17 protein-coding genes are annotated in these 16,039 nt (G+C 54.2%); 8 read left to right on the plus strand and 9 right to left on the minus strand.

What is annotated here, in order from left to right; all coding sequences use genetic code 11:
• Positions 1 to 28: 28 nt before the first annotated feature.
• From IB214_RS00555 to cysE, 5 genes are all read left to right on the plus strand, one after another.
• On the plus strand, positions 29 to 460 hold the full coding sequence (locus tag IB214_RS00555; protein WP_096759096.1) for a rhodanese-like domain-containing protein: 432 nt from the start codon (positions 29 to 31) through the stop codon (positions 458 to 460).
• A 28-nt stretch (positions 461 to 488) separates the two neighbouring features.
• Positions 489 to 740, plus strand: a complete 252-nt coding sequence (grxC, locus tag IB214_RS00560; protein ID WP_003024152.1) for a glutaredoxin 3 — start codon at positions 489 to 491, stop codon at positions 738 to 740.
• A gap of 47 nt (positions 741 to 787) precedes the next feature.
• Positions 788 to 1,255, plus strand: a complete 468-nt coding sequence (gene secB, locus IB214_RS00565) for a protein-export chaperone SecB (protein ID WP_096759097.1) — start codon at positions 788 to 790, stop codon at positions 1,253 to 1,255.
• Positions 1,255 to 2,274 (plus strand): NAD(P)H-dependent glycerol-3-phosphate dehydrogenase, encoded by a 1,020-nt coding sequence (gpsA, locus tag IB214_RS00570; RefSeq protein WP_117342542.1) that lies wholly within the window; start codon positions 1,255 to 1,257, stop codon positions 2,272 to 2,274. Before secB ends, gpsA begins: the two co-directional genes overlap by 1 nt.
• A gap of 80 nt (positions 2,275 to 2,354) precedes the next feature.
• A complete protein-coding gene (cysE, locus tag IB214_RS00575) occupies positions 2,355 to 3,176 on the plus strand; it encodes a serine O-acetyltransferase (RefSeq protein WP_096759099.1) in 822 nt (273 codons plus the stop codon).
• Positions 3,177 to 3,355: 179 nt separating this feature from the next.
• Here cysE and trmL read toward each other — a convergent pair whose 3' ends face one another.
• The 6 genes from trmL to IB214_RS00605 form a co-directional block, all read right to left on the minus strand.
• Positions 3,356 to 3,829 (minus strand): tRNA (uridine(34)/cytosine(34)/5-carboxymethylaminomethyluridine(34)-2'-O)-methyltransferase TrmL, encoded by a 474-nt coding sequence (gene trmL / locus IB214_RS00580; RefSeq protein WP_003827329.1) that lies wholly within the window; start codon positions 3,827 to 3,829, stop codon positions 3,356 to 3,358.
• Between the two features lie 46 nt (positions 3,830 to 3,875).
• Complete coding sequence (locus IB214_RS00585) at positions 3,876 to 5,216, minus strand: aromatic acid/H+ symport family MFS transporter (protein ID WP_117342540.1); 1,341 nt, start codon at positions 5,214 to 5,216, stop codon at positions 3,876 to 3,878.
• A 209-nt stretch (positions 5,217 to 5,425) separates the two neighbouring features.
• Positions 5,426 to 6,616, minus strand: coding sequence for an FMN-dependent L-lactate dehydrogenase LldD (gene lldD, locus IB214_RS00590; protein ID WP_096759102.1), 1,191 nt, complete (start codon positions 6,614 to 6,616; stop codon positions 5,426 to 5,428).
• Positions 6,613 to 7,389, minus strand: coding sequence for a transcriptional regulator LldR (gene lldR, locus IB214_RS00595; protein ID WP_096759103.1), 777 nt, complete (start codon positions 7,387 to 7,389; stop codon positions 6,613 to 6,615). The genes lldD and lldR overlap by 4 nt, the downstream gene beginning before the upstream one ends.
• On the minus strand, positions 7,386 to 9,041 hold the full coding sequence (gene lldP / locus IB214_RS00600; protein WP_096759104.1) for an L-lactate permease: 1,656 nt from the start codon (positions 9,039 to 9,041) through the stop codon (positions 7,386 to 7,388). The genes lldR and lldP overlap by 4 nt, the downstream gene beginning before the upstream one ends.
• A gap of 261 nt (positions 9,042 to 9,302) precedes the next feature.
• A complete protein-coding gene (locus IB214_RS00605) occupies positions 9,303 to 9,665 on the minus strand; it encodes a YibL family ribosome-associated protein (protein ID WP_096759105.1) in 363 nt (120 codons plus the stop codon).
• Positions 9,666 to 9,957: 292 nt separating this feature from the next.
• Between IB214_RS00605 and IB214_RS00610 the strand changes: the two genes are divergently transcribed.
• The gene (locus IB214_RS00610; protein WP_096759106.1) at positions 9,958 to 10,164 is read left to right on the plus strand and encodes a hypothetical protein; all 207 of its coding nucleotides are present in this window, start codon (positions 9,958 to 9,960) and stop codon (positions 10,162 to 10,164) included.
• A 12-nt stretch (positions 10,165 to 10,176) separates the two neighbouring features.
• On the opposite strand, the gene mtlR is transcribed toward IB214_RS00610, so the two are convergent.
• The 3 genes from mtlR to mtlA form a co-directional block, all read right to left on the minus strand.
• Complete coding sequence (mtlR, locus tag IB214_RS00615; RefSeq protein WP_096759107.1) at positions 10,177 to 10,767, minus strand: mannitol operon repressor MtlR; 591 nt, start codon at positions 10,765 to 10,767, stop codon at positions 10,177 to 10,179.
• The gene (mtlD, locus tag IB214_RS00620) at positions 10,764 to 11,912 is read right to left on the minus strand and encodes a mannitol-1-phosphate 5-dehydrogenase (protein ID WP_117342539.1); all 1,149 of its coding nucleotides are present in this window, start codon (positions 11,910 to 11,912) and stop codon (positions 10,764 to 10,766) included. The genes mtlR and mtlD overlap by 4 nt, the downstream gene beginning before the upstream one ends.
• A 128-nt stretch (positions 11,913 to 12,040) precedes the next feature.
• On the minus strand, positions 12,041 to 13,954 hold the full coding sequence (gene mtlA / locus IB214_RS00625) for a PTS mannitol transporter subunit IICBA (RefSeq protein WP_115257184.1): 1,914 nt from the start codon (positions 13,952 to 13,954) through the stop codon (positions 12,041 to 12,043).
• 530 nt (positions 13,955 to 14,484) lie between these two features.
• On the opposite strand from mtlA, the gene IB214_RS00630 reads away from it, so the two are divergent.
• Entirely contained in the window at positions 14,485 to 14,841 is a 357-nt protein-coding gene (locus tag IB214_RS00630) for a DUF3302 domain-containing protein (protein WP_117342538.1), read from the plus strand.
• A 2-nt stretch (positions 14,842 to 14,843) separates the two neighbouring features.
• Entirely contained in the window at positions 14,844 to 15,980 is a 1,137-nt protein-coding gene (locus tag IB214_RS00635; protein ID WP_115257186.1) for an HlyD family secretion protein, read from the plus strand.
• The last annotated feature ends 59 nt before the right edge of the window (positions 15,981 to 16,039 follow it).

Genomic DNA, 16,039 nt, shown 5'->3' on the forward strand with positions numbered 1-16,039 from the left:
ATCACTGAGTCGGGAGTTGTTACCCCCCATGCAAGAAATTATGCAATTTGTTAGTCGCCACCCTGTCTTGAGTATCGCCTGGATTGCGTTACTGGCGGCTGTATTATTTACGACCATCAAAAGCCTGACCTCGAAAGTGAAGGTGATTACCCGCGGCGAAGCCACTCGTCTTCTCAATAAAGAAGATGCGGTTATTGTGGATTTACGTCAGCGTGATGACTTCCGCAAAGGCCATATCGCCGGTTCAACTAACCTGCTGCCGAGCGAAATTAAAGCCAACAACTTCGGCGAGCTTGAAAAACACAAAGCCAAACCGGTTATTGTGGTTGACGGTTCTGGCATGCAGTGCCAGGAATCTGCAACTGCGCTGATTAAAGCGGGTTTTGAGCAGGTGTCCGTGCTGAAAGACGGCGTAGCAGGCTGGAGTGGTGAAAACCTCCCGCTGGTACGTGGCAAGTAACACCGTAAGTTAATATCGGAGATAAGTCATGGCCAACATCGAGATCTACACCAAAGCAACCTGCCCATTTTGCCATCGCGCAAAAGCGCTATTGAACAGCAAGGGCGTGAGTTTCCAGGAACTTCCGATTGACGGCGACGCCGTGAAGCGCGAAGAGATGATCAAACGCAGTGGTCGTACGACGGTTCCGCAGATTTTTATTGATGCACAGCACATTGGTGGTTGTGACGACTTGTATGCGTTGGATGCGCGTGGTGGACTGGATCCCCTGCTGCGTTAAGGCGTACGGATAGTATTTAAAGGACAACACTAAAGGGTTTTCTAAACATGTCAGAACAAAATAACACTGAAATGGCTTTCCAGATCCAACGTATTTATACCAAGGATGTGTCTTTCGAAGCGCCAAATGCACCGCATGTTTTCCAGAAAGATTGGCAGCCAGAGGTTAAACTTGATCTTGATACTGCATCTACCCAACTGGCAGATGACGTGTATGAAGTTGTGCTGCGTGTCACCGTAACGGCTTCTCTGGGTGAAGAAACGGCGTTCCTGTGCGAAGTTCAGCAGGGCGGGATTTTCTCCATCAGCGGAATTGAAGGGACTCAGATGGCGCATTGCCTGGGTGCATACTGCCCGAACATCCTGTTCCCGTATGCCCGTGAATGCATCACCAGCCTGGTATCACGCGGTACGTTCCCGCAGCTGAACCTTGCACCGGTCAACTTTGATGCGCTGTTCATGAACTATTTACAGCAGCAGACTGGCGAAGGTACTGAAGAACATCAGGATGCCTGATGAATCAAAGTAATGCTTCAATGACTGTGATTGGTGCCGGCTCGTACGGCACCGCTCTTGCCATTACCCTGGCAAGAAACGGCCACCCGGTTATCCTGTGGGGCCACGATCCCAAACATATCGCAACGCTCGAGCACGATCGCTGCAACGTTGCGTTCCTTCCTGATGTGCCTTTTCCCGATACGCTGCGCCTGGAAAGTGATTTAGCCACTGCGCTGGCCGCCAGCCGTAATATTCTGGTGGTGGTGCCGAGCCACGTCTTTGGCGAAGTGCTGCGTCAGATCAAACCGTTGATGCGCTCTGATGCGCGCCTGGTTTGGGCGACAAAAGGTCTGGAAGCGGAAACGGGACGCCTGTTACAGGATGTCGCGCGTGAAGCGTTGGGGGATGCCATTCCGCTGGCGGTGATTTCCGGTCCTACGTTTGCCAAAGAACTGGCTGCAGGCATGCCTACGGCGATTTCGCTGGCGTCAACGGATGAGACGTTTGCTGACGATCTCCAGCAACTGCTGCACTGCGGCAAAAGTTTCCGCGTTTACAGTAACCCGGACTTCATTGGTGTACAGCTCGGCGGTGCAGTGAAAAACGTGATTGCCATTGGCGCAGGGATGTCTGACGGCATCGGTTTCGGTGCTAATGCCCGTACGGCATTGATCACCCGCGGGTTGACCGAAATGTCACGCCTTGGTGCGGCGCTGGGTGCCGATCCGGCGACCTTCATGGGCATGGCGGGTCTGGGCGACCTGGTGCTGACGTGTACCGACAACCAGTCGCGTAACCGCCGTTTTGGCATGATGCTCGGTCAGGGCATGGATGTTCAGGGCGCGCAGGACAAGATTGGCCAAGTGGTTGAAGGCTATCGCAATACGAAAGAAGTTCGTGAATTGGCGCACCGTTTTGGTGTCGAAATGCCAATAACCGAGGAAATTTATCAAGTATTGTATTGCGGAAAAAATGCGCGCGAGGCAGCATTGACGTTATTAGGTCGTGCACGCAAGGACGAGCGGAGCAGCCACTAGCCGTAAGGAACCGTTTTACTATAACGACCCGACCCGCGTAGAACGGGTTGGTCGTTTTGCTACCTTCTGTGGAGTACGCAATGCCGTGTGAAGAACTGGATATCGTCTGGAAAAATATTAAAGCAGAAGCCCGGGCACTGGCGGATTGTGAGCCAATGCTGGCCAGTTTTTACCACGCAACGCTGCTCAAGCATGAGAATCTCGGCAGCGCGCTAAGCTATATGCTGGCGAATAAGCTTGCGTCGCCAATCATGCCGGCGATTGCTATTCGTGAAGTGGTGGAAGAAGCCTACGCCGCCGATCCGGAAATGATTGCCTCGGCGGCCTGCGATATCCAGGCAGTGCGCACGCGTGACCCGGCTGTCGACAAATATTCCACCCCGCTTTTGTACCTGAAGGGCTTCCATGCGCTGCAGGCTTACCGCATCGGCCACTGGCTGTGGCATCAGGGGCGTCAGGCACTGGCGATCTTCTTGCAAAATCAGGTGTCTGTGACTTTCCAGGTCGACATTCATCCGGCGGCAAAAATTGGTCGTGGGATCATGCTCGATCATGCCACCGGAATTGTGGTGGGTGAAACCGCGGTGATCGAAAACGACGTCTCGATCCTGCAATCCGTCACCTTAGGCGGGACCGGTAAAGCGGGCGGCGATCGTCACCCAAAAATTCGTGAAGGCGTGATGATTGGCGCGGGCGCAAAAATTCTCGGCAACATCGAGGTTGGGCGCGGGGCGAAAATTGGCGCGGGTTCTGTCGTCTTACAGCCCGTACCGCCACATACCACCGCCGCAGGCGTTCCGGCACGGATTGTCGGTAAACCTGACAGCGATAAGCCGTCCATGGATATGGATCAGCATTTCAACGGGATACATCATACGTTCGAATGCGGCGATGGCATCTGATTTCGAGCTATCTTACTTGCCATATTGAACCTGGGCTGTGCTCGTCATCCTCACGTACTGCGTGTACGCGCAGGTCGGCAAGCGCAGTCCGTGTGCAATCTGTCTGCGCCGATAACGCTCGAAACGAATAACATCAAATTAATGTAGGTCGGATAAGGCGCTAGCCGCATCCGACAAAATCAACTGCGTAATACGGCGCCCGGATACCCCAGCTGGCGCCAGGCCTCATACACCACCACCGACACCGCGTTAGACAGGTTCATGCTGCGGCTGTCCGGCATCATCGGAATACGAATTTTTTGTTCTGCAGGCAGCGCGTCGAGAATGCTGGCGGGCAGGCCGCGCGTTTCTGGGCCAAACATCAGATAATCACCATCCTGATAGCTTACCGCGCTATGGGCCGGCGTCCCTTTGGTGGTCAGCGCAAAAAGACGTTGCGGATTTTCTGCAGCCACAAAGGCGGCGTAATCAGGGTGGCGCAGTACGGCGGTAAATTCGTGATAATCCAGCCCCGCGCGACGCAGGCGCTTGTCGTCCCAGGTAAAGCCCATGGGCTCAATAATATGCAGACGAAAGCCGGTATTGGCGCAAAGGCGGATGATATTGCCGGTATTTGGCGGGATTTCTGGTTCGAATAAAACGATGTTAAGCATACTGCCCCCTTAATAACGGGGGGCAGGATAGCAGAAAGGACGGGTACTATGCGACGGTCAGAGGCTGCGGTTTATAGCGTTGCAGCTTATAAAGCGTTGCGGCAGCAGCCAGCAGCGCGGGAACGCTGAGGAACATCAATATGCTGTCAGCCTGCCATTGCAGAGAAAGTAATTGGGCGCTGGTCATGGTCCCGGCGACGCCACCAAAGCGGCCCACGCCCTGCATCCAGGCAATACCTGTTGCGCGACAGTGGGTCGGGTAAAACGTTGCCGCCAGCGTCTGTAGTCCGGACTGTGCACCGTTCATGGTGATCCCCATCAGGAAGATCAGGGCGCCAAACAGAATGATGTGGTTATGTTCAAACCCGAGCGCCAGTGCAAACAGCATTGTCAGGATAAAACCGATGGAGACGACTTTGTGCGCTTCCCAGCGATCCATCAGCCAGCCGGCCAGCAGGATCCCCGCGGTACCGCCGAAGGTGAACAGTGATGTCAGCCAGGCAGATTCTGCCAGCGGGTAACCCATTCCCAGCATCAGCGTCGGCATCCAGCTCAGCAGCACATAATAGATAACCAGCCCCATAAAGTAGGTCATCCACAGCATCAACGTGCCCGGCAGCCACGGCATGCTGAACAACTGCGCCACGCTGCCTTTTTTGACGTCAGTCCGTTCTTCATCCAGATAAAAATGGGTGACCTGGTCTATATCACCTGGCATAAAGCGACGGGCAATTCGTTTGACTTGTGCGATCTCTTTCCCGCGATGGACCAGATACTTGACCGACTCCGGCAGAAATAACACCAGGAGGATGGTCAGCGCCAGCGGGGCAATTGCCCCGGCGAGCAGGACGCTGTGCCAGCCGTAGTTAGGAATCAGCCAGGAGGAGATAACCCCGCCACCTGCTGCACCGAGCGGGAAACCGCAGTACATGGTGTTAATCGCCATCGAGCGGCAGCGTTTTGGCGCAAATTCTGACACCAACGTGATGGCGTTCGGCATTGCTGCACCCAGCCCGAGTCCGGTGAGAAACCGCCAAAACGTTAACATATTCAGCGTCTGGGCATAGGCGGTGCCCAGACTGGCGAGACCAAAGAACAGGCAGGAAAAAACCAGTACGCGTTTACGTCCCATGCGATCGGAAATTGGCCCGGCCAGCAGGGCGCCAAATGAGAGCCCCAGCAGCGCGGCGCTTAATACCGGCCCGAGATCTTGTTTCTTGATCCCCCAGTCGGCTGAGAGGGTAGGGGCAATGTAGCCCATCGCCGCCGTGTCGAAGCCATCAATGGCCAGCACCAGAAAGCCAAGGACGATGATGACCCAATGAAAGCGTGAAAAAGGACTGTCATCTATCGCCTGCTGGATATTCACTTTACCGGAATAAACCATGTCACCCTCGCCCGTTATGATGGTTGTTGTCGTGTGGATTATTATTGTGTGGGTTGTTGTTGTATTAGCTTGTATATACATTTGGCAGGTGAATAAAAAGTTGTCAAATATATTGAGTGTAAATGTTAACTGGTCGTTATTTTTGCATAAAAAATGGCCGGGCTGAGAACAGGCCGACCATTCAGAGTGTAGGGTTTTACGGGGTACGGTTACGCGGCGCTACCCTGGACGAGAGGTGCCAGAGCGGCGGGCAGTTGCTTTCCCAGCTCTTGTACCAGTGAGTCACGGCTGATTTCACGAATGGATTTTGCACCGGTCAGCGTCATCGCCACTTTCATTTCTTTCTCAATAAGGTTCAACAGGTTAGCGACACCTGCCTGACCGTGGGTCGCCAGTGCATACAGGTAAGCACGGCCCAGCAGTACGGTATCTGCACCCAGTGCAATCATGCGCACCACGTCCAGACCGTTACGGATGCCGCTGTCTGCCAGAATCGCAATATCGCCTTTCACCGCGTCGGCAATGGCGGGTAGCGCACGCGCAGAAGACAGCACGCCGTCCAGCTGGCGGCCGCCGTGGTTCGAGACCACGATGCCGTCGGCGCCAAAGCGTACGGCGTCGCGGGCATCTTCCGGGTCGAGGATCCCTTTGATTACCATCGGACCGTCCCAGAATTCACGGATCCACTCGAGGTCTTTCCAGGAGATGGACGGATCGAAGTTGTTTGCCAACCAGCCGATGTAATCCTCCAGGCCGGTGGGTTTACCCAGGTAGGTCGAGATATTGCCTAAATCATGCGGACGACCGTTCAGGCCAACGTCCCACGCCCACTGCGGATGGGTTACCGCCTGCCAGTAACGGCGCAGCGCGGCATTCGGACCGCTCATCCCGGAATGTGCGTCACGGTAGCGCGCGCCGGGCGTGGGCATATCGACGGTAAAGACCAGCGTGGAGCAACCCGCTGCTTTAGCACGCTCCAGCGCGTTACGCATAAAACCGCGATCGCGCAGGACGTACAGCTGGAACCACATCGGACGCTTGATGGTCGGGGCAACTTCTTCAATCGGGCAGACGGAAACCGTCGAAAGCGTAAACGGAATACCTTTGGCGTCAGCGGCAGCGGCGGCCTGAACTTCGCCCCGGCGGGCATACATGCCGCACAAGCCAACCGGCGCTAATGCCACCGGCATCGACAGTTTTTCGTTGAACAGGGTGGTTTCCAGACTCAGGTCGGCCATGTTCTTCAGCACGCGCTGGCGTAGTGCCACCTCCGATAAATCTTCGACGTTACGGCGCAGGGTATGCTCTGCATAGGCACCACCGTCGATGTAGTGGAACAGGAAGGGGGGCAGAATGCGCTGGGCTGCGGCGCGATAATCGCTGGCTGCTGAAATAATCATGAGTTGTTCTCCCTGCTAATTTCATTATGGTCACCGGGCAGACGGGTAATACGCGCCTGGCGGGCCTGGTCTTCATCAAAGCGTTTAATGGTGGTGTGGACAAAGCTGAGGTGCGCCATCATCGCCTTACGTGCGCCATCAGCGTCGCCGGCGACAATCGCGTCCAGCACGGCAAGGTGCTGTGCTGTGAGCTGTGAAAACACAGGTGGCACCAGGTACATACGCTGGCGGCTCTGTTTTACCGAGGACTGCAATACGTCGAAGAAACCGCGCATGGTCTGGAGCAGCACCACGTTGTGCGACGCTTCCGCAATGGCGAGGTGAAAGCGAACGTCTGCTTGTGAGGCGAGGTCCGGGTCCTCACTCTGCGTGGCCTCAAAACAGAGCCTGATTTTCTCTTTGTCGGCGGTCGTGGCGCGCATCGCGGCATGCCATGCGGTGCTGGCCTCAATGGCGTGGCGGGCTTCGAGAATATCGAAGCTGTAATCCGGGTCGTCCGCCATCAGGCTTTTCAGCGGCTGAACGATGTTTTGTTCGGACCAGGCTTCATGCTGCCAGCGGACAAACGTCCCGCCGCCGCGACGGCTGAGCAGCACGCCTTCACTGACCAGCTTTGCCAGCGCCTCGCGCAGTGAATTACGCGACACGCCGAGCTGTACGGCCAGCTGGCGCTCGGCGGGCAACTTCATGCCCGCCTCCAGCTGTTGTTCTTCAATCAGCGCCCGCACGCGAGTAGCGACCTCGTCGGACAGGCGTCTGGGCATCACTATCATGGGATCATCCAGGTTAAGACATAGGCCTGAAGCGTGGTAATCACACCCACCATACAGGTGAATATCAGGCTGTGTTTCACGGTAAAGCGGAACAGGTCAGACTCTTTACCCACCAGCCCCACGGCCGCACAGGCGATGGCGATAGATTGCGGGGAGATCATTTTGCCGGTTACGCCACCGGTGGTATTTGCCGCCACCAGCAGTACATCGGAGACACCGATTTGCTGCGCTGCCGTTGCCTGTAGGGCTGCGAACAGTGCGTTAGAAGAGGTATCTGACCCGGTCAGGAATACGCCCAGCCAGCCGAGGAACGGCGAGAAGAAGGTAAAGGCGCTGCCGGTGTGTGCCAGCGCTAATGCCAGCGTCGAAGACAGGCCTGAGTAGTTAGAGATAAATGCGAATGCCAGTACCATCCCGATGGAATAGATGGGCAACGCCAGCTCTTTCAGCGTGCTGCCGAAGGTTTGCAGGGCGGCAGAGGGCTTCATTTTCAGCCAGACGATAGACAGCAGGGCGGCAAACAGAATGGCGGTGCCGGTCGCTGAGAACCAGTCAAACTTGTATACCGCCGCGTAGGCCGTGGCTTCGTGTACCACCGGCGGCATGCGGGCCACCAGTTTGTCGAGGAACGGTACCGGAACATTCACCACCCAGTGATACATCGCGCCGCCAGGGGCAAACAGCGCTTTAAACGGTGGGATGCTCCACAGCGTGACCGTTGCTGTCAGAAACAGGAACGGTGACCAGGCGCGAACCACCTGGCCGGCGGTGTAGTGAGTGCGGGCCAGCGTTTGATCGACCTGTGAAGCACCCATGTCACCAAAGCGGAAGATGCGTACCGGCTGCCAGCGTTTCAGGAACAGCGTCAGACACACCAGTGACACCAGAGAAGAGATGATGTCCGGCAGTTCTGGCCCGATAAAGTTAGAGCTGAGGTACTGCGCGATGGCAAAGGAGCCGCCTGCGACCATTACCGCCGGCCAGGTCTCTTTCACGCCGCGCCAGCCGTCCATAATCGCCATGATCCAGAACAGCACGATAATCGTCAGGAACGGCAGCTGGCGGCCTACCATCTGGCCGATTTCAAAACTGTCCAGCCCGGTAACCTGACCAGCAACCAGGATCGGAATACCCATTGCGCCAAACGCCACCGGCGCGGTGTTTACAATCAGGCACAGACCTGCGGCGTACAGCGGGTTAAAGCCCAGGCCAACCAGCAGTGCGGCGGTAATCGCCACCGGGGCGCCAAATCCTGCAGCCCCCTCGAGGAATGCGCCAAAGCAGAAGCCGACAATCAGCATCTGCAGACGCTGGTCCGGGGTAATCGACAGAATTGAGGAGCGGATAATGTCGAACTGCCCGGTCTTGACCGAAATCTTATAGACGAATACGGCGGCGATGATTATCCAGGCAATCGGCCACAGACCATAGAAGAAGCCGTACACCACGGATGCCAGCGCGTGATCGACCGGCATTTTGTAGAACAGCAAGGCGACCAACAGGGCAATCCCTACCGTCCACGTCGCAGCGACATAACCTTTCAGCTTGAGCTTAATCAGCGCGAAGAAAAAGAACAGAATAGGGAGTGAGGCAATCAGGCTTGAAAGCCAGATGTTACCGGCCGGGTCGTAGTTTTGTTGCCAGAGATTCATTGCAGGTCTCCTGGGGGCCGCCGACATAATGCAATGAGTCTGTGCTCATCTCGTCGTCACACTATGTGTAAAAGTGGCCCTGCCAATATTGTTGTGTAGGGGTAATGACAACGAATGGTTAATCAAATGTTATTTATTGGCAACGGCATTGTAAGTTATTTTTAACGAAATGTGAGGGGGTATTCGGATCTGGCTAAAATTGGTAGGGCCAATTGGCGGGGAAATAGGAGACCGGGCAAACGGACGTTGCCCGGAGGGTGATCAAAACTCAGTCTTTGAAAAGCCAGTCATCTCTTTCAGGCCCATTTCACGACCCAGTTCGGTCATCGGGTGTACGATCACCAGGCCGCGCACGCTTTTCTTCAGCTTGCCCATGTCGGCCTGCTCTTTTTTGGTGATGGCGCGACGGAACGGGAGCTTGCTGAGCTTTTGTGCTTCTTTGCTCAACTTCTGACCGTGAACTTCACGCAGGCGCACGATCTCGGCTTCCAGCGTTTCTTTTTCTTTTTCCAGCTCGGCATATTTGTCGGCGGCTTCAACCAGTGACAGGTCTGCCTGCTGGTGGCGGATGGCGTCCAGGCGATCGCTCAGACGTTTAATTTCGTTTTTTTCGACTTCTTTCATAGGATAGCTTCTGCTAAAAATAGGATGAATATCCTATAGTATGCGCGCAGAGGGGGATTATTCTCAACTAATCGAAGATAAATAATCAAATGCTGCAAGTATTATTTCGCTAATGAAAATGTTAGCTGTTTGATTAAAAAGGGATTTTAAGAAATAAGATCGTTGATGGTGCTTTTTGTCGGTGGCGGCATAGTGAAGCACGTTTTCCTCAATATAATTAACCATCCGATCCTAAACTTAAACCATCGACCGCGCAGGCGGGTCGCGGATAATACATGGAGGATGAATCATCATGGCGAAAATAGGCGAGAACGTTTCGATTCTTATTGATAAAACCATCGATTTTATGGCGTCAAGCCAGGCTTTTCGTGAGTACTTGAATAAAACGCCGCCGCGTAACACGGTGCCTTCTGAGGTCCCGCAGGAAAACGTGCCGCTGTATCTGCAGCGTCTGGAGTACTATCGCCAGCTGTATCGACCGCAGCAGGATGAGAAGTAAATCGGTATGACGTTATTTCTGAAAGGCTTTCTTTAAGCTGATTTTAGAAATCAGCTCGGTCAGAGAGAGCACCATGGTTGAGCGTACCATTTGCTGGTAGCGCTGGATTTGCATGGCGTACAAACCCGAGTCTGAGGTATCAAACTGGGGCGGGGGCGGGAGCGCCGTCACGCAGTGCAGTTCACCAAACGGTCCGAGAATTTCGTCGTCGGTGAACGCATATTCATTACCGTCGTGATTCAATTCCTCACGCAGCGCCATCAGCAGTTCCGCATCTTCATACTCAGGGCGGCTGAGCACACCCAGGCCGTAGATCAGCTTCAGACGGACCGACAGATCGCCCAGCGGCCCGTCGCCGTCGAGCAACGGTTCCACTGCATATTTAACCGCGTAGTCGTCTTTGCGAAATACCTGAAGCACCAGGATATTCACCGCCTCGGTGAGTAAATCTACGGCGGTGATGAGGAAGCTGCGTACGGTTTTGCCAGCATTCAGACGCTCAAGCACACGATTTTCAAAGGCCTGCGTTTGTTCCATTATTGCCTGCATATCTGACAATCTGATATTCGGGCGCAGGCTGACCTGCGCCGCACTGTGGATCATTTGGTTGCGTTATATGCGTTAACCGCCTCCGCCACCACGTCGCTGTTGGCATCCAGCCCGGAAACCTGTGCCAGCGCGGCCTGTGGGCCTTTTTCGTCAATCAGCGCTGCCAGTTCCTGCGCTTGCGGGTCTTCTTCACTGCGGTAATGCATCGCCGCAGCAATACCCTGCACCAGATTAACGTGCGGCAGGCCGTACTCCAGCGTGCCGAGCAGCGGCTTGATTAAACGGTCGCCTGCGCTCAGTTTACGCAGCGGCTGGCGGCCCACGCGCTCAACGTCATCTTTCAGGTACGGGTTTTCGAAACGACTGAGGATTTTCTGAATGTATGCTGCATGTTTTGCCGCATCAAAGCCATAGCGTTTGATCAGTACCGCGCCGCTCTCTTCCATCGCACCTTTTACCACTGCGCGGATTTTCTCGTCGAGAATCGCGTCACGGATGGTCTGATGACCGGTCAATTTTCCGAGGTACGCGGTTATAGCATGCCCCGTGTTCAGCGTGAAGAGCTTACGTTCGACAAATGCCATCAGGTTATCAGTTAATTCCATTCCCGGGATGTTTGGCAGCTCGCCTTTAAACTGGGTTTTGTCGACAATCCACTCGCTGAAGGTTTCTACGGTCACTTCCAGCGGGTCATTGGTGGCAGAGGCGGAAGGCGGAACAATACGGTCTACGGCAGAATCGACAAAACCAACATGTTCTTCAACCCAGGCTTTATCCGCATCGTCCAGCGCGTTCAGCACGTGGCCTTTCAACTGGGTGGTGCCACGCACCATGTTTTCGCAGGCAATAATATTCAGTGGAGCGCTAATACCCTGCGCTTTACGTTTGATCAGCCCTTTGGCGATGGCAGGCGCAATGCGTTCCAGCACGACCGGACCAACCGCGGTGGTCACGAGATCAACCTGGGCAATCAGTTCAACGACATCGTCGCCGATGCTGCTGACGGCGTTAACGCCGGAAACGGTATCAACCTGCTCATTTTCACCGACAACATGAACCTGATAGCTATGACGGGCATTCAGGGCGTCGAGAACCACCTGATTTACATCCGCAAACGTCAGTTGTATCCCCGCGTCTGCCAGCAGTTTGCCGATAAAGCCACGACCGATATTACCTGCGCCAAAATGTAATGCTTTCATAGTATTAACCTTCATTAATGTTTTTACCCAAGAGGGCTGGGGTGAGGCTTTTCCCTCAACCTAACCCTCTCCACAAGGGAGAGGATTTTGTAGGTCCGGTAAGCATGAGTCTTACCGGGCAATAACGCTTACTTACGACCTGCCAGCAGTTCCAGCACTTCATCCACGCTGGTGGTCTGCGCCAGACGTTCGATCACGGATTCATCATCCAGCGCGTTGGTCAGGCTGGTAATCACCTGGATGTGCTCATTGTTACGCGCGGCGATACCAATCACCAGGCGGGCAATGTCGTCTTCTTCTTCACCGAAGCGCACACCTTCCGGGTACTGACAGAACACGATGCCGGTTTTCAGCACGCGATCTTTAGCTTCGATGGTGCCGTGCGGTACCGCAATGGACTCACCCAGGTAGGTAGAGGTCAGTTTTTCGCGATCCAGCATTGCCTGGACGTATTCCGGCTCAACATAGCCGCCTTTCACCAGTTGCTCACCGGCAAACAGAATGGCTTCTTCTTTGTTGGTGGCTTTACGGCCAAGGAAGATATTCTCCGCACCCAGTTTGAACAGGTTGTTATCACCTTCATCAAAACTGTCTTTCAGGTGGTCACGTACCTTCTCTTCGTTAACGTTGTGGCGCTGTGCGGCAACCAGACGCTCGGTCAGGCTGGTGTACAGACCGCTGTCGAGGAAGTTGGTCAGCGAAATGTGCTGCGCCTGCGGAACCTGGCGCATAGCGCGTTCGGTCAGGTCACGGTGGGTAATGACCAGATCCACATCCGGCGGCAGATTGTTAATCGCGCTGTTGGTGACGGAGATCTGAGACAGACCGGCATCCTGCACTTTCTTGCGCAGTACGCCTGCACCCATTGCGCTGGAGCCCATACCGGCATCACAGGCAACGATGATTTTACGCACATGGCTCAGGTCGTTGGTGACATCGCCCGCAGACAGCGGAGATGAACCTTTGGATTCTGCTTTCATGTCGTGCATGCGACGGGTCGCTGCATCAATGTCATCTTCTTCCTTCACTTTGCTGGTTTTCAGCAGAATGGCTGAGACCACAAAGGAGACCGCCATGGCCGCACAGATTGCCGCGATGTTAGCGAAGTACGCGCCTTTTGGCGTCATGGCCAGTACGGCCAGGATAGAGCCCGGAGAGGCCGGAGAAACCAGACCGCCGCCGAGGATAGTCAGCGTAAATACGCCGGTCATACCGCCGAGGATAACGGCCAGGATCAGACGTGGGTTCATCAGCACGTACGGGAAGTAAATTTCGTGGATACCGCCCAGGAAGTGGATGATAGCCGCGCCGCCCGCAGACTGTTTAGCGCTACCGCGACCGAAGAACATGTACGCCAGCAGGACGCCCATACCCGGACCCGGGTTTGCTTCAATCAGGAAGAAGATGGATTTGCCCATCTCATGGGACTGCTGAATGCCCAGCGGTGAGAAAATACCGTGGTTGATGGCGTTGTTGAGGAACAGGATTTTCGCCGGTTCAACAAAGATAGACGCCAGCGGCAGCATGTCATGGACAACCATGAAGTTAACGCCTGCTGCCAGAATTTTGGACAGGGCCTCAACCAGTGGGCCAATGCCGAGGAACGCCAGGATAGCGAGGATCATCCCGATGATGCCGGCGGAGAAGTTGTTCACCAGCATCTCAAAGCCGGATTTAATCTTACCGTCAACCCAGTTATCGAAGTGTTTAATCGCCCAGCCGCCCAACGGACCGGCAATCATTGCGCCGAGGAACATCGGCATATCGGCACCGACGATCACACCCATTGTGGTGATGGCACCGACCACACCGCCGCGATCGCCACCCACCAATTTACCGCCGGTGTAACCAATCAGCAGCGGCAGAAGATAGGTGATCATAGGGCCAACGAGCTTCGCCAGCGTTTCGCTCGGCAACCACCCTGTCGGAATGAATAATGCGGTGATAATACCCCACGCGATAAACGCGCCGATATTCGGCATCACCATGTTGCTGAGGAATCGACCAAAGCTTTGCACTTTGATCTTAATATCGGATGACATAAAAACACCCCTTCTTATGTTTGCTATCGCGCAGGCTGAAAGCCCGAGGTTTGTTAATGTAGCGGCAGGAGGTAGCCGGACCCTGTAGATACTGCGAAATCTGGCACTGAATCGTTCAACTGTCCAGTCGACGCCTTTTTATGTGATATTCGTCACGTAAATATAGGGTGTATGGCGGTAGTTAATGTGATATTCATCACAAAATGCCAGTACAAAAAAACACCTCACGGTTAGAATTCACCCAAAAAGGCAGAAAAATGTGAATTGGTTCACGTTTTATGTTGGCCTGTTTGTTGAGTCTTTGTGATCTGAATCGCAAGAAATTTTCATCTGTTTTTTTCCCAGTGTGATCTGAAGCAGATTCTCCCCCGCCCATTTTTTGCGGAAAATAAAGCAATTTTTACTCAGAAAATATATTTTTTTTGTGGTATGGCAAAAATTGCCAACTCCAGTTATGTTCAAGACATCAGCCAGGGTACATACGGCTGCCAGCACAAAAAAACTCTAATTAGTGTGAATTCGAGGCAGGTATGTTTCTAAATTATTTCGCGTTGGGCGTGCTCATTTTCGTCTTCCTGGTTCTGTTCTACGGAATCATCGCCATCCATGATATTCCCTACAACATGGCTAAAAAGCGTAACCATCCCCATGCCGATGCGATTCATACGGCGGGCTGGATTAGCTTGTTTACGCTCCATGCCATTTGGCCGTTCCTGTGGATTTGGGCCACGCTCTACCAACCCGAACGCGGCTGGGGAATGCAAAACCATATTCAGCCAATGACGGGCAACCCTGATATTGACGCTCTTGCGAAGCGCGTAGCCGATCTGGAACAAAAACTGGCTGCGGTGCAACCCGCCGCTGATAAGAACACGCAGGAGCGCTGATCATGGATCTGTTGATTGTTTTGACCTACGTGGCATTTGCCTGGGCCATCTTTAAGATATTCCGTATCCCGGTAAACCAATGGACGCTTGCTACCGCAGCTTTAGGTGGCGTGTTTATTGTTGCGGGCCTCATTTTATTAATGAACTATAACCACCCGTATACCTACACCGCGCAAAAAGCGGTGATATCCATTCCAATTACGCCGCAGGTTACGGGGATTGTGAGTGAGGTTACCGATAAAAATAATCAGCTGATTAAAAAAGGCGAGGTGTTGTTCAAACTCGATCCAGGCCGCTACCAGGCGCGCGTCGACAGGCTGCAGGCCGACCTGGTTACCGCAACGCACAATATCGATAATTTAAAAGCGCAACTTTCGGAAGCGGTCGCCAACACCACGCGAGTGTCTGCCGAGCGCGATCGTCTGTATAAAGATTATCAACGCTACCTGAAAGGCAGCCAGGCGAAGGTTAACCCGTTTTCTGAAAGCGATATCGACAACGCCCGCCAAAACTACCTGGCACAAGATGCGCTGGTGAAAGGCTCCGTTGCGGAACAAACCCAGATCCAAAGTCAGTTAGACAGCATGGTTAACGGCGAGCAGTCGCAGGTTGCCTCTCTGCGTGCTCAGCTTGCTGAAGCCAAATACAATCTGGATCAGACCGTCGTGCGTGCGCCAAGTAATGGCTATATCACGCAGGTGCTGATCCGTCCGGGGACCTATGCCGCTGCGCTGCCTCTGCGACCGGTGATGGTCTTTATTCCGGAACAGAAACGCCAGATTGTGGCCCAGTTCCGCCAGAACTCATTGCTGCGTCTTGAACCGGGCGATGAAGCGGAAGTGGTGTTTAATGCGCTACCAGGCCAGGTTTTCTCCGGTAAATTGACCAGCATTCTGCCGGTTGTGCCGGGAGGCTCTTATCAGGCTCAGGGCGCATTGCAGTCCTTAACGGTGGTGCCGGGTACCGATGGCGTGCTGGCAACGATTGAACTGGAGCCGAATGCCGAAGTTGACGCCTTACCGGACGGCATTTATGCCCAGGTGGCGGTTTACTCCGACCATTTCGCCCACGTGTCGGTGATGCGTAAAGTACTGCTGCGTATGACCAGCTGGATGCATTACCTTTATTTGGATCATTGAGACCGTCGTCACCTGCCATTTGCCGTGGCCTGAGCCATACTGATATTTTTGTTGGCAAA

This window comes from Citrobacter sp. C1, assembly GCF_014596895.2.
In the GTDB taxonomy this organism is placed as follows: domain Bacteria; phylum Pseudomonadota; class Gammaproteobacteria; order Enterobacterales; family Enterobacteriaceae; genus Citrobacter; species Citrobacter gillenii.